The sequence below is a fragment of the Bradyrhizobium sp. CCGUVB1N3 genome (assembly GCF_024199925.1).
In the GTDB taxonomy this organism is placed as follows: domain Bacteria; phylum Pseudomonadota; class Alphaproteobacteria; order Rhizobiales; family Xanthobacteraceae; genus Bradyrhizobium.
In genome coordinates this window covers 6,892,091-6,910,524 of record NZ_JANADR010000001.1, presented here as the reverse complement: position 1 = coordinate 6,910,524, position 18,434 = coordinate 6,892,091, and the positions used below count along the sequence as shown (strand labels likewise).

Genomic DNA, 18,434 nt, shown 5'->3' with positions numbered 1-18,434 from the left:
CGGACCCCTCCGGCATTTTCGGAACGGCATCAGCATCTGGGTGATTGCAGACCGGACAGGGCTCACCGGGCGCGCCACAACCGCATGCGCGCGGACCTCCTTCCCAAGGCCGTTCGGGATGGGCCTCGCAGACAAAACGTGTGTCATAGCAACGCGGGCAGGTCATCCACAGTCCATCCGGCGAGCAGCGTTCCTGTCAGAGTCCGGCTGCACGTCCGTTGCGCATTGCCGTATTTGACCAAAAAACCCCCGCCGAGTGCGCTGCATCCGACGGGGGCCCGTTGCGGTGGATGGCGTGAGGCTAGTCTTGGAGGAGTCTAGGTGTCACGCCAAAGACCCGCTAGTTCATGGAAGCGTCAACTTTCGGTTTCCGCAAGCTCAAGTGTTAAGCAGAAGTATGATGGTGTGGCTGTTCCAAGGAATGTCCGAGTTGGGTCAAGAGCGCCAGTTTGACAGGCGCCCTACCCACTTCCAGTCTGTTTCGATCAGCAGACAATTTCGGAGTCAAGCCGAACTTCGCCATCGGGCCAACAGGTGACATTCGAGACGAAAGAGGCCGCCAACCGAGGCGGCTCTAAACATTGCGGGCCGGGCTCGGCCTCGCCGAGTTCTAACTGCACGCCGAACGTTAGGAGTGGTAGGATAAGGACCATTTGCCGGTATTGGAGAAGCCAACGATGCCTCCTCTTGATACTGCGGTGATCGTTCTCGCTGGCATCGCTTTTCTTGCAGCCTTCGTAAACGGCGCGCTCGGCTATGGGTTTTCCTCGCTCACCGTGCCGGTGGCTCTCGTTTTCTATGCAAACCGCATCCTGAATCCCGCCGTCGTCCTGGTCGAGGTGGCCACCAACTTCTACGTTCTCTTTATCAATCTGAACGGCGTTGCAGCTGTATGGAAGAGGGTGTTTCCAATCGTCGCCGGGCTCCTGCCCGGCATCGGAATCGGAGCCTTGGTTCTCGCGACGGTTCAGCCAGGCTGGATCAAACTCGCCACCTACGCCCTCATTCTGCCCCTCATACTGATTCAGGCAGCTGGATTTCGGAGACCAATTCGGCAGACATGGTGGGTCGGTCTTCCCTTTGGAACGGCGTTGGGCATCCTCTATTCGGTCACCACCATCTCGGGACCGCCGCTGGCGATGCTGTTCAACAACCAAGGTCTGGTCAAAACCGAGTTCCGGGCCGGTCTCGCATTGGTTCGCGTGGCCGAATCGAGCGTGACCGCCATCGTCTATTATCAGCTTGGCCTGTTTACGGCGGAAAGCGGGAACATCTTATGGGTGCTTGTTCCCTGCGTTGCGGTTGGGGTACCGCTCGGCGCCTATGTCATCCGCCATCTGGATGCGGAGACGTTTCGTCGGATATGCATGAGCTTTGATGCGTGGGTCGTGGGATTTGGCTTCTCCCGGGTATTGATCGAGCTGAATTTGGTGCAAAGCCCCTGGGCCTACGTCGTCCTGGTCCTCACATTGTTGATCGACGGCTATTTGCTGTACATGTTTTTCACGCGGAGGGCGGCCTCAAGGCGATTGGAAAGAACTTTGCTTACGCCTGGCGCTCCGAGTGGGCCGGATAATCGCATCGCTTCGGACACGACCGAACCTCCCTACGACCCGCTTGCTCGGCTTAACATCGATCTCGGTTACGTTGTGGCGATCCTTGCTATCGCGATGCTCGCCTTTGCAGTTTTGCCTCCGATTCGCTTGCCGTAGAGCGCGGCACAGTTGGAAACGTGTGCTCGCCTTTGCGGGTCGACCGGTCGCACGGTTGCAGGGAGCGGGCACACACGCTTCCCTGCCTGCCGTTGGATCAGCAAGGCTCAGGTGGCACCCGCACCGACGCGACCCGGGCGAGAAGATGTCTTTTTGTGAGATGTCCGAGATGGGTCATTCTCGACCGGCTCTCCGGGTTTCGGCTGCCCTTCGATGTCTGCTCTTCCCCGAAACCGACCAGCTTACTGCATGGCAACGAAATGACCCGAAGGGCCACAGCACGAAGTCGCTGCGCTCCAGCCCGCTGCGCGGGGGCAAGAGCCGAGAGGCCGGTAGCCGGTTGAGAGGACAGTGCTAGCGGGGTGCCAGGTCAACACGATCAACCAGCGTACTGTTGGCGTGCAACACATGATCGCGTGGCTCGTATCCTCATGCGGCCAGCCACATCGTCGGCCACACCGATAATGCAATGATAAAAATTGCCTTGACGAAAGCGCCAACCAGTTTGCTTGAATGTGCCGTCGATATTTTGGCTCGCAAGAAATTGATTCAGGCCATGCCGCTGGACATCGATCGACCGATTAATCGCGCAGTGGTTGTCGGATGTGCCATTTCTGCCACGCGCAACTATTTGAAATTACACATGCCGAGAACATTAAAAGTACTCTTTTGCAACACTCATGCCGAAACGCAGAAGTTGTGGAAGCGTTCTGCCGGGTTGCCGCCTGTCGAAGCAATACCCGTCGATCAATTCACACGCCGTCCGTTGCTGTACTTCGCGCTTACCATCGCGAGCGGCGCCGGCATTAAATTCTCGTAGCGCTCGCTGCCCAGCCGGTGCCCAACTTCCCGCGACTTCGTGCCTTGGCGCTTTTTGGACGCCGGCCTGTTGAGCGTGCGGAACGTCTCGTTATTGCCGGCGTCCAAAAACCAACACAACAGCGGAAATCAAAACGTCGGTATGGGTCGCTTAGTTCAATGCCTCTGTAATCTTTCCCATCAATTCGCCTTCGGTATAGGGCTTCTGAAGTATTCGCGCTTCGCCTAAATCCTTTAGTTCCTCGTGACTGCCGTAGCCTGTGATGAGGATGACCGGCAAGGCCGGATGCGTGCTTTGGATCGTTTTCGCCAGCTCAACGCCTGTCATTTCAGGCATGGCAAAGTCTGCGAGAACGAGATCAACTTTGGGTTCGCTCTCAAGCAACCGAAGCGCTTCCCGTCCACTCGCGGTTGGAACCGCCAGATATCCGAGGCTGTCGAGCATTCTGCCTGTGCTCCTGAGGACGGTACGATCGTCGTCGACGACGAGGATGGTCAGCCTTGCTTCTTCGGGCTTGGAACCCTGATCGACATCCGCCAGTTCGCGGTCGCTCGGCAACCTGTCGGCACGAGGCAAGAAGACCTTGACCAAGGTACCCTCCCCAACGCGCGACTTGATTTCCACGCCTCCTCCCGATTGCTTGGCAAAACCAAAGACTTGCGCCAGTCCGAGGCCGGAGCCTCTTCCTGGTTCCTTGGTGGTGAAAAATGGTTCGAACACTCGGGGAAGCACGTCGTCAGGAATACCGACCCCGGTATCGTGTACAGAAACGCCCACGTACGATCCTTGACGTGGTCCGGCCGGGCTCAGCGCAACAGTGTCCATCACGGCGTTAAACGTTTCGAGGGTTAAGACTCCCCCTGATGGCATGGCATCTCTGGCATTGATGGCCAAGTTGAGGATGACCAATTCGAGCTGGGTCGGATCGACCAAGGCAGGCCACAGATTTGTGGCCGGCACAGTCCGTAGCTGTATTGTCCCTCTCAACGTGGCCCTGAGAAGATCGTTCATTCCAACGATCTTGGCGTTGAGGTCGACCTCCTGAGGCTCGAGCCGTTGCTTGCGCGAGAAGGCAAGAAGTTGCTTCGTGAGGTTCACGCCGTGTTCAGCTGCCGTCCGAATCAGTTCCGCACCCTCTTGATCGCTGATGTTACGGAGATTTCGTGACAATAAGCGCGCATTTGTCAGCACCACGGTCAGAAGATTATTGAAATCATGCGCGACCCCTGAAGTGATCTGCCCGATCGCGTCGAGCCGCTGCAATTGCTGGACCTCGGCTTCCGCGATCTCCCGCTGCTCGATCGAGGAGCGCAGCTTCCTGTTGGCTTCTTCCAGTTGGCGCGTCCGAGCCTCAACGCGGCGCTCGAGCGCTTTCTCGATACGTTTGCAGTCGGTGACATCCAGCGCCACCCCGTAAAACGAAACCGGCACGTCATTCTTGAAGTTGGTCCGCCCCCGGGTCGCGATCCAGCGTTCGACGCCGTCGATCTTTCCAATCACCCGGTACTCGATATCGTAAACCCCGTCGCCGCGTGGGTCGGCGCATTGCTGGACGACGGCATCAACGCGCGCAAGATCGTCCGGATGCACGCAGGACCGCCACACATCGTAATCGACCGGTGCGCCTGCTGGCAGACCCCACATGGCCCTCAGTGTGTCGTCCCACTGCAACTCGTTCGTTTGCGGATTCCAAGTGTAACGGCCAAGCTTCACGAGGTCGACGGCAGCTTGGAGCCGAGATTCGCTTTCATGAAGTCGCCGGGACATCGAAAGGTGTGACCGCACCCTTGCGACCAACTCGCGGGCGGAGAACGGCTTGACGAGATAATCGTCGGCACCAACGTTCAGTCCTTCGATCCGCGCCTCCTCTCCGGCCCGGGCCGACAGAAGGATCACTGGGATGTCGGACAGTTTGGGGTCGGACCGCAGGGCGGTTAGAAGGCCGATCCCGTCGAGGCGCGGCATCATAACGTCGGCCAGTACGAGATCGGGTATGTTTTGCCTTGCGGCCTCGAGCGCGGCCAATCCGTCGCTCGCGGCTTCGACGTCCCACCACTTTGCCAGCAGTCGAATGAGATGTTCGCGCATGTCGGCATTGTCATCCACGATCAGCACGCGCGACCGTTGACCTTCGGCAGGGACCACGTCCGTTTGGGAACCGAGGTCGTCGACCATGGTTTCGGAAATGTCGGACGCTTGAGCTGATGGCAGCCAGCGCAATGCTTCTTCGACGAAGGCGTCGGCGCCGATGGCCGTCGAAGCGAGCGGACGTGAACCCTGGACACGATCGGCGGGAAGATGATCTCGACCGAATGGTATCGTCACGATGAAGGTCGTACCAAGTCCCGCCTTGCTTTCGACCCGAATCTCGCCGCAGTGCAAGCGCACCAGTTCCTGCACGAGCGCGAGACCGATTCCGGTGCCCTCGTGAGTGCGGCCGCGCTGACCTTCGACGCGATGGAATCGTTCGAACACGCGCGGCAACTCCGCTTCGGGAATGCCGACACCGCTGTCTTTCACAACGAGCACTGCGTCGGTACCATCGGCGTGGACCGCGACCTCGATCCGGCCATCCCACGTGAATTTGAATGCATTGGAGATGAGATTGAGAACGACTTTTTCCCACATGTCGCGATCGACATAGACGGGCTGTCCGAATGAAAGACAGCGCACGTCCAGAGCCACGCCCGCTCGTTCGCATGCCGAGCGGAAATTTGAGGCGAGGTCTGCTGTGAGCGCGGCAAGGTCGACCGGTTCATAATTCGACTGGATACGTCCGGCCTCTACTCGGGAAAAATCAAGCAGGGTATTAACCAGCCTGAGTAAGCGCAGAGAGTTGCGGTGAGCGACATGTAGAAGCGAGCGATGCTCAGATACAAGCCGGGAAGGAGGTTCTGCCAAGATTTCTTCAATCGGATTCATCATGAGTGTCAGCGGGGTACGGAACTCGTGGCTGACGTTGGAGAAGAAAGTTGTCTTGGCACGATCGATCTCGGCCAGCGCCTCGGCGCGCTTGCGTTCCGCTTCGAAAGCACGCGCATCCGCAATGCTCGTGGCGATATGGCCTGCAACGAGATCGAGGAAGGTGTAGTAGTCGGGGTCGAGGATGCGGCGCGGGCTCACACCGGCGATCAGGAAGCCAGCGGGTCGCGGCTGGGTCGGTGCAGCCAGCGGAAGCACAAAGGCAGTCTCGACCGGATCCGGCCATGGATCGGCGGGGAAGACACCGACAGTGCCGGGAAGATCGGATATTTGGCACGACCGGCTGGTCTCCGCGACTCGGCTCAGCGGCCAGGGCTCGCTCACGAGGCTGCCGTGGATGACCGGATGGCTCTCGGGGAAGACTGCCGAACCATTATCCAATCGCGTCCCGGCGACGCGGCGCGCGCTCATTCCCTCTTCGTCGAGCAGGTAGATTGCCGCAAATGGAATATCCAGCGGATTGGCGCGCAGAACCTCGGCCGCATCCCGGCAAGCGACCTCGGCACTCCGCTGTTCTGTCGAACGGGCGCCGAGATCGCGTAATGTCGCGAGCCGCCGCTTGCCAACGACCTTCGCGGTCGTCTCGGTGCAGGCATCGAAGGTGCCCTCGATCGTCACGCCGTCCGCCGCTAGGATTGGGCTGTAGCCCCAGCTGACATAGACCTCCTCGCGCGGCAGCCTCCGGGTGAAAAACAGCTGCACGTCTTCGACCGAGGTCGCTCTTCCAGCCGCCACCTCGTCATGCATCGGCTCGATCGCCGCCCAGATCTCACCCCATGCCTCGCGTCCGGGTGCGCCGAGCATTGCCGGATGCTTCGTCTCGCCGAGAAAGGGAATGTAAGTGTCGTTGTAGATCAGCCTCAGCTCAGGACCGAGCCAGAGCGCGATCGGAACGCGCGCGTTGAGACATATGCTGACCGCCGTTTTGACGCTTTGCGACCATGTCTCCGGATGCCCAAGTGGTGATGCAGACCAATCCTTGGCGCGCATCCGAGCGCCCATCTCGCCGCCACCAGCGAGCCATGCTGGGCTTGTGGGATCAACGCCGATCATGAAGTAACCCCGCTGTCAAAACGCGAGGTACAATTTCGCGCAGAATAGGACTCACCGCTCCATTCGTCCAGGGTAATAAGGTCGCGGTAGGGACGAGGATTTCTCCTCGCCCCCCGCACAGATCCCGGCGGGCGCTGCTAACGCACCGGGCTCCTCCCTCGGGTCAGACGTCGTGCGATGAACGATTTAGTCACGCTCGTCGCCCGCCGCACAGCCATCATTCGGATCGACGCGGCATTTCGGCTCAGTGTCCGAACCGCGGCCGCCTAACGGCTGCTCCCCTTGGGTGAGGCCCTTCCCTCCACGACTTCCGCCGAGAGTTGCCTCCCCTTGTTCAGTCGCTTCACAGGTACTATGGCCTCATCCGACTTCTCATCCACGTACATGCTCGGCGTGCGGCTTGTCGCCTTCCCGAGCCGACCCGGCACACGAGTCCGGGTATGGATGAGACCTCCCAGGTTCCGTGCAAAGAACTTCTCCACGTGCACAAGGTCTCCGACTGCGCGAGGTTCTTCCCATGCAAGCCATTACGCCATGGGACGATGTTGCCTTCTCTTCAACGGAACGAGATCGGCACCTCGGAATTAGACCCGTTTCGCAGCTCAATACTTGGCCCGTGGTCTCCCCTGTGAACGCTTCACGTCGGCCCTCGCGGGACGCCGCGCATCACTCGGGGTCGGGGCGGATGGCTAGTCCTTACCCCATGGGGGACTTTCACCTCCTATTCTTTGCCAGCTTTCCTGGCGCACTCCGCTATGGGTCATGAGCGACCGACCCAGGCGCCGTGATCCCTCTCGGATGACCGCAACCGTCTGAAAGCTGACATGATTTCGCCGTGCCGGCCGGTGTCGCTGCGAGTCGACCGGACCGGCAACAGCGACGATCCGAAGCTGATTGCGCAAGTCACGCTAGCCGGAACGTAATGGCAGTGACGGCCCGGCTTCGCTCCACTCCAATGTCGGCCGGACGGAAAGGCAGGCTCGGCGACGCGGAATGTGAACGGGCTTACGGGATGCGTGCGAGGCCGTTGCCTTGAGGTGGCCCTTCTGGCAATGGGGGTCAAGATACGGACGAAGGAAGTCACTGAAGCAAGGCCACCGCCAGTGAGACTCCATGCCAAACATGTGTCCATCGGAGAGGCCGGCGGTGAATATTTCCAGGTCTCGTTCGATAACGAGGACCCCAGCGACGATGACCTGGATTTGTCGCCCCCCGATCAGCCCTATCTTCTCGTTCAGCGTCAGTTCGAGGATGATGATGGCGGCGTCTGCTACATCGAGACCCTCGATCACGATACCTACACCGGCCACTACCGCCTGCGGCTCATTGACTTCACACCCACACGCCTCGCGTTCGAGATCGTCAGGAAGGATCACAAATACGTCGAAGTCACCTTCGACCTCAACGCGAAGCGTTTCAGTGAAATCAAACGCATCGTGCACATCATTTTTGGCGTGCGAGCCTGACCCGCGGCCCCTCGCCAAAGGTGAGGGATGGTCGCCATCTTCGAAATCTGCCACCGGAAAGACCGGAAAGCAGACTATCAGCCGCGCATGATGGTCATCCTCAGTAACAGAGGAGTACGACCATGTCAGACAACGAAGCCTGCCTGTTGAAAAGCCCAACCCGCACGCCCTGGAACAAGGGCAAGCTGATCGGCGCGAAGCCACCGCTGCGGCCAAAACACGTCTGGTCCATCAGAACGCGGCTAATGGTTGAGGGCCGAACGCGTGACCTTGCCATGTTCAATCTGGCGATCGACAGCAAGCTTCGCGGTTGTGATGTCGTTGCCATCCGGGTCGAGGATGTGGCTGCCTGCGGTTACACGGCGGACCGTGCAACCGTTCGACAAAAGAAAACTGGGCGGCCCGTCAGATTTGAATTGAGCGAGCAGACCCGCCAAGCCATCGATGATTATCTAAAGGCCGCCAGCAAGAGGCCCGGTGAGTTCTTGTTTACGGGTCGTCGTGGTCCCAACACCAGCATGACGACCCGCCAATATGCGCGCCTCGTATCGGAGTGGATCGGAAGCGTCGGGCTTGACCCGAGGCTGTTCGGGACGCATTCACTGCGACGCACGAAAGCTACCCTGATCTACCGGCGGACGGGCAATCTCAGGGCTATCCAGAGCACGGTCAGGTATCTCGGCATCGAGGTCGATGACGCCTTGGCAATAGCGGAACAGGTTGATGTCTGAAATGCCCGGGCAGAGCGGACATGCTCTGCCCGTCCTCTAACAGCCGGTTTGGGCCAGAAGCCGAAGTCGGGTCGCGTCGGATCGTGATAGCACGGAGGCCTAGGGTCTCAATCATTTTACCCACGCGGCGAGGCGCGCCAATCAAACCTCACAGTGTTGCCTCGCGGCTGAACGACGGTACTCGCGGCGGCGATGGCATCTTCTAACCGCCGCCGTCTCGCCGATGCTGAAGTGGTCGGCCTTGCCCTGAATCCATGCGATGTCTGCCTCGTCGAGATAGATGGCGACACTGCCAAACATTTGCGTGATCGGGAAATATCCAGACTCGAATTTCGGTCTTCCTTTCAGAAACGCTCATGCCTCCGCCCGCCGCAGAGCTCAATCAAGGAAGCCGAGCAATGAAGACCATATACCTTCTGGCGGCGCTATTGCTTGTGCCACCTCTTGCGACCCAAGGCACGACTCTTGCGCGAACCAACAAAAGCAGCAATCGAGCGCATGTCGGTATTCGACCGACTGTCGGCAGTCGACTGCAAAAATACGGGATCGAAGGCCGCGAGATCGCAGCTCCGCCATGGAGTTCGGCCTGCATGAACGACGTAGGTCCACAGCAATGTGACGAGCCCATGTGGGTCTATGGGAGCCCCGACTATGTCGCGCAATTCAAGAAGGCCTTCTGACATTGACCCGCGCGCTCAGCAGATCGCCCGACGGCGCCTCGCGGCGACGCATCCATCACATAATGTTGTTGGACTAAGGCGGCGACAAATCGATCTCGAAAGAAGAGCGAGCCTGTCGGTGTCCGCTCCATCTTTCGTCGTAGCCCCTCGGCGCGGAGACTCGCGAATGATAGCTGATAATACTCGACGTGCCATCCTCGTTTATGCGCTGTTGGTTGTGAGGACCATTGCGCTTTGTACTCCCACTGCGTTTGCCGCTAACGCAGAGAGCGCCCCGCCACTTCACAGTGGACGATGGCCGATTCACGTCGCAATTACCAGCCAACCGAGGATGAGCTAAGGGCGTTGCATCTGAAAGATGTCTCGCCCGATCAGGCGCGCGAGATCGACCGATTGTACGATCAACTGCTGGCAGGCAGTGAAAAAGTTGGGAATCAGCATCCCACGCCAAACCATTGATCGCGTTGTGCGTGGCCCCGGCCCAAATTGGCGAGCGAAGTACGCGCGCCGCGCTGAGTTCGCGAGCTAGATCGAGAAGAAAGTATCAATCGATAGGAGCTTGACCTATGACCATCACCGAATAGGCCAACATCGCCCGCGCTTTCGTGGCCGCCGAGATTGCCATGGCTTCGGTCAATTGCGATTTTGCGAACGTCACCCGCGCGCAAGCCGAGAGATTGCTTGGCAATTACTTTGCCCTCGTCGAACAGGCGATGTGCTGGACCGAGATTAATCACCTGGACCGCCGGTCCTGAATCCGAGCACCACAGGAATAAGAAGCGGTCTGAGGTGATCAACCTTGCACAAAGACGCTCCAACCAAGGTGACGGAAAATGCCCCGCACGGTCTCCGCGGCGTTGATCGCCCTGCTCGTTTTTGGCCTTCAATCAGTTGTTTTGGCGGATACCGATCACCGGACCGGCCGTCATGGCTTATTCGTGCAACGCCCCATGTCGACGATGTTCGACGGCCGCACTTGGGCTGTGAATGATGCCGCGAAGCTATTCAACGAAGAGGAGAAGGGGGCGTTCGCCGCATCACCGTTCGTACCGAGTGCCCCGTTCTGTCGAGGTGGCGGCTCCGGCAGAACGAAGCCTTGGATCGAATTGACTGAACCAGATGGTGATCCGGTTTATATCAAGGTGGAACAAATAATCTCCATAAGAAGGCCTGATACTGAAGTACCTGGGGCGCGGACTCAGCTCGATTTGGCGAGCGGAAAATCTCAACGCGTTCAAGAAAATGTCGAGCAAGTCATGCAGTTGATCTCGGCCACCTCGGGCGCTCGCGAGGTTGACGAAACACCACGCGCGGCCCCAAAATTGTGTCGGTTCAATTGATCGACCCCTTTCCACTTCTTCCCCCCAGGCCTGAACTGGGCAGATATCGAATTTGCGAGGATCAGCCAGCGGGCATCCAAGCGCTTTCCACCGGCTGCTGCCAGAGTCGCCTTCAGGTCAAACCCGGAAATGCTCAATGAGAGCTGATCTTTTCCGCTCCTCACTCAATAACGACATTGCCCGCCACACCAGCCAGTCCGTTTCGTGCCCTAAGCTGCCGTCAACCGGCCTACCGCAGTTGCGACATTATTTCTCAAAGCTGCGGACCGCCATGTTGCCTTCGTCCATCCGAACGATGTGCCCGCGCTTATGGTCCTCGGTGACGTAGAGGTCCCAATGGGTCTCGAACCCCGGCTTGCCATACCCGACCGTGGCGAGAATGAGCGTGCCCGTGCAGTCGGCATCCAAGGTGTAGGTCCCCTCCAGTTTTTCGCGGCCGATCTTGCCACCGCGACTGGACGATTGTTTGCCAGATAGCTTCCCCGCGCCGTCAAAAATGAAAACCCCATAGTGAACGCGCTGTATCGTCGGCTCGACGGCTTCAATAAAACCTCTCCCGGCAAAGATGTAGCTGCCCTTCAGGACGCCCACCGAGCAGAGTTCCTCTGACCGAACAGCAATAGAGGTTGAGGCCAACAGCAAAATTGCGAGAGAGACATTCCAGATAACTTTTGACATGACGTGCCCCCGCTCAACATCGAGTTTGTATCGCCCAGAAGAAACCACTGCTTCCATTGTGCTGCAAGCGTTCAGTCTCACACCTTTGCCACCGAACGTCCGCTCGGGGTCAACGCACGAAGTCGCTGCGCTCCAGCCCGCTGCGCGGGAGCAAGAGCCGAGAGGCCGGTAGCCGGTTGAGAGGACAGTGCTAGCGGGGTGCCAGGTCAACACGATCAACCAGCGTACTGTTGGCGTGCAACACATGATCGCGTGGCTCGTATCCTCATGCGGCCATCCACATCGTCGGCCACACCGATAATGCAATGATAAAAATTGCCTTGACGAAAGCGCCAACCAGTTTGCTTGAATGTGCCGTCGATATTTTCGCTCGCAAGAAATTGATTCACGCCATGCCGCTGGACATCGATCGACCGATTAATCGCGCAGTGGTTGTCGGATGTGCCATTTCTGCCACGCGCAACTATTTGAAATTACACATGCCGAGAACATTAAAAGTACTCTTTTGCAACACTCATGCCGAAACGCAGAAGTTGTGGAAGCGTTCTGCCGGGTTGCCGCCTGTCGAAGCAATACCCGTCGATCAATTCACACGCCGTCCGTTGCTGTACTTCGCGCTTACCATCGCGAGCGGCGCCGGCATTAAATTCTCGTAGCGCTCGCTGCCCAGCCGGTGCCCAACTTCCCGCGACTTCGTGCCTTGGCGCTTTTTGGACGCCGGCCTGTTGAGCGTGCGGAACGTCTCGTTATTGCCGGCGTCCAAAAACCAACACATTTTCGGACTCATGCGCCGCACGAACCTTCCGGGCTATTCGATCAGCTCGTCGGCAGCTACTTGCAGAGTCTGCGGGACTATAAGCCCAAGTGCTTTGGCGGTTTTGAGGTTTACTAGAAGTTCAAACTTGGTCGGCTGCAAGACCGGCAGATCGGCCGGCTTTTCGCCCTTCAGAATCCGACCGGTGTAGACACCGGCTTGCCGCCAAGCATTAGGGAGGCCCGTAGCATAGCTAATAAGACCGCCAACAGCTACCGAAGGGCGCCAGGCGTAAATCGCTGGTAGAGCATGCTGGGCCGCCAGTGCCACGATTTGATCGGGGTGGGTAAGAAGAGAAACTGCACTGCTCACCACGAGCGCATCGGCCTTTTGCCGAACAATGTCCGCGAAGGCCGTCTCAAACTCGTCTGGGCGACCTGCATTCACAATCACTAGGCGTAACCCATGGGCACGGGCGGCAGCCTGCAGCTCCCTCGTTTCGCCCTCGGTAAAAACGGGGTTGCTCGGGTTGCCGAGGTAAGCGATCGACTTGGCCGCAGGTACCAATTCGAGCAACAGCTCAAGCCGCTTTCCAGTCACCTCGGCCCACATCAAATTTATGCCGGTCAGATTTCTGCCAGGCCGATTGAGACTGTCGACAAGACCAATACGGACTGGATCCGCAGCTTGCATAAAAACTATAGGGATCGTTTGGGTTGCCGCTTTGGCTGCAAGAGCACCCTGTGTGCTCTCCAGTACAACGATTACGGATACCCGATCGCGGGCCAATTCGGCAGCAAGGGCCGGCAACTGATCGTTTCGGCCTTGTGCCCACCGGTATTCGATGGCGACGTTCTTGCCCTCTATGTAACCGGTTTCAGCCAGGCCCCGACGAAAAGAGGCGAGATTTTCGTGCGTTAATTCGAGCGACGTGAGGTGAAGAAACCCGATCACCGGCATCGCAGCTTGCTGCCCGTGCGCAGTTAGCGGCCAAGCAGCTGCCGAACCTATAATGCCGATGAAATCACGTCGCCGCATTGCCTTTCCCCAAGGCCCAAAACTGCGCGACTTGCTTTTTTCCAATTACAGCAGGGATTTGCGACCTGCGAAATAGGGTTCGAGAGTCAATTTTCACTTAGAGTGTTCAGAAACTGCAGACGGCGTTGCACGCGAAAGCGAAGGCAGAAGCTGACTACCGCTTCTATGCCCTGTACGATCCGCCAGGAGACATCTTGGATTTCTGGAAAGGGTCATTCTCGACTGAGCTAACCGGTCCTGCCTGCTATTTGATGTCCGATTTCTGAAAGCGACCTGATTATTTCGCGCCCGCGAAATGACGCGAAGGGCCCAGAACCAGGCTGTGAGCAATTGCGGAAAAACCGCGCACCTATTCAATAATCTCGTCGGCAGCGTTCAGCAGGCCCAGCGGCACGTCGAGGCCAAGCGCATTTGCCGTCCTCAAGTTGATGATCAACGGTACTTTGATTGGCATTTGGATCGGAAGGTCCCCTGGCTTCTCGCCCTTGAGGATGCGGTCGATGTACCCTGCTGCCCGCGGATATTGTTCGGCGAAATCTGGCCCATAAGAGATCAGGCCGCCTGAGTCCGCGAAAGAGCGAACGAAATAGATCGCGGGGATGCGGTAGCGGGCCGCCGCCGCAATAATCACGTCACGATTTATCGTGTTGAATAGGTCCGGCATTGCGATAAGGCCGGCACCTGGATTACCCGCTAGTGCGGCGATAACGCCTTCGATCTCATCCTGGGCGTGAACCGGAGCAGCACTCGCCTGGAGGGTAAACGATGACGCGCCGGCTTGAATTGAAGCCATGTAGAATTTGATCGGGACGCTTGTCGTCGGGTTGAAAAGCAGCGCCACTCGCTTCACGCCCGGCGCGATACGCTTCAGCAGTTCCAGCCATTTCCCGCCCATCGAGGGCTCGTAAAGCGCGAACCCGGTAACATTGCCGCCCGGACGTCCGACGTTCGTGACGAAACCACTGGCAATCGGATCGGCTACGGTCACGATCACGATTGGAATTGTCTGCGTCTCGCGGACAAGAGCGTTGGTCACGGGCGTGGTCACACTGAGGATTGCGTCGGGTCGCAGATCGACAAGCTCCTTTGCGAATGCCTTCATCCTATCCAGATCATCGCTGGGCCAGCGAAGTTCGATCTGAAAATTGCTGCCTTCCGTCCACCCCAGCTTCGCGAGCGCGCCCCGGAAAGCCGCGAACCAAGAGTTCACATCCGGATCGGTCTCCGCAAAGCCGATCAGCACGCCGATGCGCCGCATGCGTTGAGCTTGCTGCGCACGCGCCGCGAGCGGCCACGCAGTCGCCGCGCCGCCGACCAGCGTCATGAAATCGCGTCGCCTCATGCGGCTTTTGTCTCCAAGCGAGACCGACACGCTATCACATCGTTAAATGAGAGCCACGTTGTGCATCACAACAAAACTGAGCAGCTGATGACCGGTCCGGGTCATCAGCGTCGCCCTCGACAACAAACGGCCGCCCTTCAATTTCCGCTATGCTCCGTTAGCGACCCAGATCACGCGGCCTTGCAATATGTCGCGAAGGACCAGCAAGCGACATTGGGCAGGATCTAGTCTATCACCTCGTTGGCTTGAGCGAGCAGCGACGGGGAAACATCGACGCCAAGCGCTCTTGCAGCTTTCAAGTTGATGACAAGCTCGAACCTGATCGGCAGTTGCACGGGAAGATCCGCAATTTGCGAGCCCCTCAGGACGCGGTCGACGTAAGCCGCGGCTCGCCGATACAAGTCAAGGACATCGACACCGTAAGACATCAGTCCGCCGGCAGAAGCAAAGAAGCGGAAGGCATAGATTGCTGGCACACGGTCGCGGGCCGCGGTTGAGATTATTAACTCGCGATGGATTCCATTGAAAATGTCCGGCATCACCACGAGCCCTCCATTGGGTTCGCTGGCAACCCCCGCAATTGCTTGTTCGATGCCGGCCGCGTCGCGCACCGGCGCAGCGATCGGCTCGACACCGAGCGATGTTGCAGCCAGCTCCAGCGGGCGCAAGTAATATGATCCGGCTCCCGGAGCAGTCTCAGGGTTGAAGATGCAATGGACCCGCGCGAGCCGGGGCGCGATCTGCATCAACAGATCTATCCACTTTCCTGCAAGTGAAGGCTCCAGATCGACAAGTCCGCTGGCGTTGCCACCGGGCTTGGCCAAGCTGGCAACGAAGCCAGTTGCGATTGGATCGGTAACCATCACGAAAACGATGGGAGTGGTGCGTGTCTCGCCGAGTAATGCCGTCACGATGGCAGTGTTCTGAGCGACGATGACGTCGGGCTGCTGACTGACCAGTTCCTTCGCGAGCATCCGCGTCCGCACGGGATCGCCGCCAGACCATCTGTATTCAACCAGAACGTTGCGATCCCGATTCCACCCTAGCTGCGCTAGCCCTTGCTCGAGTGCTTCGGCCTGTTGCTTTCCTTCGGGGTCGGCGGGCGAGCGTCCCAATAGCACCCCAATGCGCCGCCTTTTCTCCTGCGCACGCGCTGCGAGCGGCCACCCCACGGTGGCGGCGCCAACACAGGTGATGAACTCGCGCCGTCTCATGTCCGCTCCGCGCTCCGGGCAAGGCACCTGACCCGCGCAAACTAGCACAGTTGCAGGAGCAGGGTCTGGTTTCCTACACAGCTCTTGAACGCTCGGGAACGCTCGGCCAACGTCGCAAATGGGTCAATCTCGACAAAACTCCAAGTGAGCATAACGAGTCCGCTATGCCTCCGAAACTCGCCGTCAAAGCTGACGTCGGAGATCGGCAGAGATGGGCCAATTCCGGACTCATGCACTGCAGCAAAGAGAGGCTACTCGATCACCGCGTCAGCCCGGGCGATCAGCCCAGCAGGTATTTCGAGGCCGAGCGCCTTGGCCGTCTTGAGATTAATCACCAACTCGAAACGAGCCTCCAGAAAATACGGCATGTCGCTCGGCTTCGCTCCGTTCAAAACCTCAGCGATCTGCTGCGCGATGCGGCGAACCGCGCCTTTGACATCGTACGAATAGGACATCAGGCCTCCGGCCTCAGTCGCATCGCGGTACTGACCGATTGCCGGTATCCGACTCTCATTGGCTAATTCGACCAGCAAAAAACGATAGATGTAGTTGGGGCTGTCGCTGCTGAACAAAATTCCATCGACTTGATATTGCCGCATCGAATTGAAGATGCGCCTGTAGGCCGCCTCGTTCGCGGGATCGTCCAAAGCCGCAAATTGCAAAGATATTCCTAACTTCTGCGCGGCCTCGCGAATCGCTCTACCACCAACGCTTTCCCAACTATACTTGGTCCCGAGAAGACGGACATTGCGCAGTCTTGGTATAGCTTCCCCGAACAACGCGAGGCGCTTACCTTGGACTTCATACCCAGCATCGATACTTACGCCTGTGATGTTGCGGCCAGGCTGCGCAAGGCCCGAAACCAATCCTCCAGCGACTGGATCACCGGTCAGGGCTACAATTGGAATTGTGCTCGACGCTGCTAGAAACTCCCGGGCCAGCCCGTCCGTTACGAGAAAGACCACATCCGGTTGTGTGCTGACGACATCGCGCGCAACGTCGCGGAAGCTGTCCAATCGTCCCACTGCCGAATATCGATCAACGATTAGGTTCTGCCCCTCGACATAGCCGAGACGCTTCAACTCCTCGAAAATGATCTGATAGTTCGCGTCGCCGCCCATTCTCATGTTAGCGGCCTTCATCGTGTCATGAACCATTGCGACACGCTTCATTTTCGTCGGTTGCTGCCCGCGTGCCGCAAACGAACGCAATCCGGCAACGCCAACAGCCGCGATGAAATCCCTCCGCCTCATCTGGAGACCCTCGTGAGACTCGTCTAGCACATCAGAAAGGAAGCGTCTGGACAGGTGTTCGCATCGGGTCATGAGCGTCGCGCTTCGCAATAGACAGCGGCCTCTCGATTTCTGCTATAGCGCCTTTAGCGACCGGGCTCGTGCGGCGGTGCAATACGTCGCGATGGGGCCAGAAGCGGGCGTTCAATGGATCGAACCCGGGTCCGTCGCGTGGTATCCTCTATCGGCTGAGTGTCGTTATAGGGAGGCAGGATGACATGCGTATCGCTGTGATGGCGGCCGGTGCCCTCGGCGGTTATTTTGGAGCACGTATGGCTGCGGCAGGGCACGATGTCTTCTTTATCGCACGCGGCTCTAACCTCGCGGCAATCAGGAAAAACGGTCTCAGGGTCGAGAGTGTGCTTGGCAATCTTCATTTGCCTGAACCCAATGTGACCGATGATCCGACCACGGTCGGCCCGGTTGATATCGTTCTGTTCGCTGTCAAGCTCTGGGACAGCGAGAAGGCGGCCAGGCTGTCCCTCCCCCTGGTCGGACCCCACACGCGGGTGATCCCATTGCAAAACGGCGTTGATAGCGCGGAGAGGATCGCCCCAATTCTCGGCACCGACAATGTGGTCGCCGGGAGTGCCTATATTGCTACAGTGCTGTCTGCGCCTGGCGTCGTTACCCACACGAGCCAGTTCGCGCGCATGGTCTGCGGGAGGACCGACGGAAAGCCCGATGGGTGTCTCAAAGCCTTTGCCGACGCCGCTCATATGGCCGGGATCGACATCTCGGTATCCGACGCGATTGACCGGGAGCGCTGGCAGAAATTTGTATTTCTCGTTGGGCTATCGGGCGCGACCGCAACGACTCGCCAGCCGCTGGGGCCAATCCTGGCGGACCCGGATACGCGAGCGTTCTTTTACAGCCTGATGAGCGAGGTGGTGGCGGTGGGCCGCGCCAAGGGCGTTCCGATACCGGAGAATTTCGCCGAGGACAGAATGAAATTCGCAGAAACCTCGCCACCGACCTTCAAGGCTTCCATGCTGCACGATCTCGAACGCGGCAACCGGCTCGAACTCGACTGGCTCGCCGGAAAGGTGGTGGAGTTCGGGCGCCCGCTTGGCGTTCCTACGCCAGCCAACAATGCGGTCTATGCCATGCTCAAGCTGCACCGGATGGGTAACGCCCACGCCAACTGAGCGAAGCATCCCAGAGCACTTCGACATGTCCGCCTCGGGTCATGAACAGAAATGCTCTCATTGAACAGAAGATTTCTGCTTCGCCACCATAAGCCGACATCTGCAGCTCCTAATCTCAAAGGTAACTTTGCGATGGCCGATGCGGCGCGTTCGGCATAGTCGATGCCGCCCGGGCAGTTACTGT

Annotated in this window: 15 protein-coding genes; 9 read left to right on the top strand and 6 right to left on the bottom strand. The window is 58.6% G+C overall.

The window, feature by feature from the left end; translation table 11 throughout:
- Window positions 1-677 precede the first annotated feature (677 nt).
- Together NLM33_RS32865 and NLM33_RS32860 are read left to right on the top strand one after the other, a co-directional pair.
- Window positions 678-1,712, top strand: coding sequence for a sulfite exporter TauE/SafE family protein (locus NLM33_RS32865; RefSeq protein WP_254102507.1), 1,035 nt, complete (start codon window positions 678-680; stop codon window positions 1,710-1,712).
- A 469-nt stretch (window positions 1,713-2,181) separates the two neighbouring features.
- A complete protein-coding gene (locus NLM33_RS32860; RefSeq protein WP_254102505.1) occupies window positions 2,182-2,532 on the top strand; it encodes a hypothetical protein in 351 nt (116 codons plus the stop codon).
- A 150-nt stretch (window positions 2,533-2,682) separates the two neighbouring features.
- On the opposite strand, the gene NLM33_RS32855 is transcribed toward NLM33_RS32860, so the two are convergent.
- Window positions 2,683-6,567 carry a response regulator gene (locus tag NLM33_RS32855; protein WP_254102503.1) on the bottom strand — a complete coding sequence of 1,295 codons (3,885 nt, stop codon included), beginning with the start codon at window positions 6,565-6,567 and terminating at the stop codon, window positions 2,683-2,685.
- Window positions 6,568-7,619: 1,052 nt separating this feature from the next.
- On the opposite strand from NLM33_RS32855, the gene NLM33_RS32850 reads away from it, so the two are divergent.
- The 5 genes from NLM33_RS32850 (at window position 7,620) to NLM33_RS32835 (ending at window position 10,784) form a co-directional block, all read left to right on the top strand.
- The gene (locus NLM33_RS32850) at window positions 7,620-8,033 is read left to right on the top strand and encodes a hypothetical protein (RefSeq protein WP_254102502.1); all 414 of its coding nucleotides are present in this window, start codon (window positions 7,620-7,622) and stop codon (window positions 8,031-8,033) included.
- A gap of 122 nt (window positions 8,034-8,155) precedes the next feature.
- Window positions 8,156-8,764 (top strand): tyrosine-type recombinase/integrase, encoded by a 609-nt coding sequence (locus tag NLM33_RS32845; protein ID WP_254102501.1) that lies wholly within the window; start codon window positions 8,156-8,158, stop codon window positions 8,762-8,764.
- 974 nt (window positions 8,765-9,738) lie between these two features.
- On the top strand, window positions 9,739-9,903 hold the full coding sequence (locus NLM33_RS32840) for a hypothetical protein (RefSeq protein ID WP_254102500.1): 165 nt from the start codon (window positions 9,739-9,741) through the stop codon (window positions 9,901-9,903).
- A gap of 164 nt (window positions 9,904-10,067) precedes the next feature.
- A complete protein-coding gene (locus NLM33_RS49330; RefSeq protein ID WP_256570569.1) occupies window positions 10,068-10,199 on the top strand; it encodes a hypothetical protein in 132 nt (43 codons plus the stop codon).
- 78 nt (window positions 10,200-10,277) lie between these two features.
- On the top strand, window positions 10,278-10,784 hold the full coding sequence (locus NLM33_RS32835) for a hypothetical protein (protein ID WP_254102499.1): 507 nt from the start codon (window positions 10,278-10,280) through the stop codon (window positions 10,782-10,784).
- Between the two features lie 246 nt (window positions 10,785-11,030).
- On the opposite strand, the gene NLM33_RS32830 is transcribed toward NLM33_RS32835, so the two are convergent.
- Entirely contained in the window at window positions 11,031-11,462 is a 432-nt protein-coding gene (locus NLM33_RS32830; RefSeq protein ID WP_254102498.1) for a hypothetical protein, read from the bottom strand.
- Window positions 11,463-11,767: 305 nt separating this feature from the next.
- On the opposite strand from NLM33_RS32830, the gene NLM33_RS32825 reads away from it, so the two are divergent.
- Window positions 11,768-12,118 carry a hypothetical protein gene (locus NLM33_RS32825; RefSeq protein WP_254102496.1) on the top strand — a complete coding sequence of 117 codons (351 nt, stop codon included), beginning with the start codon at window positions 11,768-11,770 and terminating at the stop codon, window positions 12,116-12,118.
- Between the two features lie 152 nt (window positions 12,119-12,270).
- Here the strand turns inward: NLM33_RS32825 and NLM33_RS32820 are convergent, their stop codons facing one another.
- The 4 genes from NLM33_RS32820 to NLM33_RS32805 form a co-directional block, all read right to left on the bottom strand.
- The gene (locus tag NLM33_RS32820) at window positions 12,271-13,254 is read right to left on the bottom strand and encodes an ABC transporter substrate-binding protein (RefSeq protein ID WP_254102494.1); all 984 of its coding nucleotides are present in this window, start codon (window positions 13,252-13,254) and stop codon (window positions 12,271-12,273) included.
- 349 nt (window positions 13,255-13,603) lie between these two features.
- Window positions 13,604-14,596 carry an ABC transporter substrate-binding protein gene (locus NLM33_RS32815; protein ID WP_254102492.1) on the bottom strand — a complete coding sequence of 331 codons (993 nt, stop codon included), beginning with the start codon at window positions 14,594-14,596 and terminating at the stop codon, window positions 13,604-13,606.
- 224 nt (window positions 14,597-14,820) lie between these two features.
- Complete coding sequence (locus NLM33_RS32810) at window positions 14,821-15,810, bottom strand: ABC transporter substrate-binding protein (RefSeq protein ID WP_254102490.1); 990 nt, start codon at window positions 15,808-15,810, stop codon at window positions 14,821-14,823.
- A 251-nt stretch (window positions 15,811-16,061) separates the two neighbouring features.
- Window positions 16,062-17,063 (bottom strand): ABC transporter substrate-binding protein, encoded by a 1,002-nt coding sequence (locus tag NLM33_RS32805; RefSeq protein WP_254102489.1) that lies wholly within the window; start codon window positions 17,061-17,063, stop codon window positions 16,062-16,064.
- A gap of 257 nt (window positions 17,064-17,320) precedes the next feature.
- Between NLM33_RS32805 and NLM33_RS32800 the strand changes: the two genes are divergently transcribed.
- Window positions 17,321-18,250: a ketopantoate reductase family protein gene (locus NLM33_RS32800; RefSeq protein WP_254102487.1), complete on the top strand. Its 930-nt coding sequence runs from the start codon at window positions 17,321-17,323 to the stop codon at window positions 18,248-18,250.
- Window positions 18,251-18,434 lie beyond the last annotated feature (184 nt).

Excerpts from the sequence above, each read along its gene's own strand:
- NLM33_RS32815 (WP_254102492.1), bottom strand. The coding sequence starts at position 14,596 with ATGAGGCGACGCGATTTCATGACGCTGGTCGGCGGCGCGGCGACTGCG.
- NLM33_RS32855 (WP_254102503.1), bottom strand. The coding sequence starts at position 6,567 with ATGATCGGCGTTGATCCCACAAGCCCAGCATGGCTCGCTGGTGGCGGC.
- NLM33_RS49330 (WP_256570569.1), top strand. The coding sequence starts at position 10,068 with ATGGCTTCGGTCAATTGCGATTTTGCGAACGTCACCCGCGCGCAAGCC.
- NLM33_RS32835 (WP_254102499.1), top strand. The coding sequence starts at position 10,278 with ATGCCCCGCACGGTCTCCGCGGCGTTGATCGCCCTGCTCGTTTTTGGC.
- NLM33_RS32805 (WP_254102489.1), bottom strand. The coding sequence starts at position 17,063 with ATGAGGCGGAGGGATTTCATCGCGGCTGTTGGCGTTGCCGGATTGCGT.
- NLM33_RS32865 (WP_254102507.1), top strand. The coding sequence starts at position 678 with ATGCCTCCTCTTGATACTGCGGTGATCGTTCTCGCTGGCATCGCTTTT.
- NLM33_RS32850 (WP_254102502.1), top strand. The coding sequence starts at position 7,620 with ATGGGGGTCAAGATACGGACGAAGGAAGTCACTGAAGCAAGGCCACCG.
- NLM33_RS32810 (WP_254102490.1), bottom strand. The coding sequence starts at position 15,810 with ATGAGACGGCGCGAGTTCATCACCTGTGTTGGCGCCGCCACCGTGGGG.
- NLM33_RS32845 (WP_254102501.1), top strand. The coding sequence starts at position 8,156 with ATGTCAGACAACGAAGCCTGCCTGTTGAAAAGCCCAACCCGCACGCCC.
- NLM33_RS32860 (WP_254102505.1), top strand. The coding sequence starts at position 2,182 with ATGATAAAAATTGCCTTGACGAAAGCGCCAACCAGTTTGCTTGAATGT.
- NLM33_RS32840 (WP_254102500.1), top strand. The coding sequence starts at position 9,739 with ATGGCCGATTCACGTCGCAATTACCAGCCAACCGAGGATGAGCTAAGG.
- NLM33_RS32820 (WP_254102494.1), bottom strand. The coding sequence starts at position 13,254 with ATGCGGCGACGTGATTTCATCGGCATTATAGGTTCGGCAGCTGCTTGG.
- NLM33_RS32800 (WP_254102487.1), top strand. The coding sequence starts at position 17,321 with ATGCGTATCGCTGTGATGGCGGCCGGTGCCCTCGGCGGTTATTTTGGA.
- NLM33_RS32830 (WP_254102498.1), bottom strand. The coding sequence starts at position 11,462 with ATGTCAAAAGTTATCTGGAATGTCTCTCTCGCAATTTTGCTGTTGGCC.
- NLM33_RS32825 (WP_254102496.1), top strand. The coding sequence starts at position 11,768 with ATGATAAAAATTGCCTTGACGAAAGCGCCAACCAGTTTGCTTGAATGT.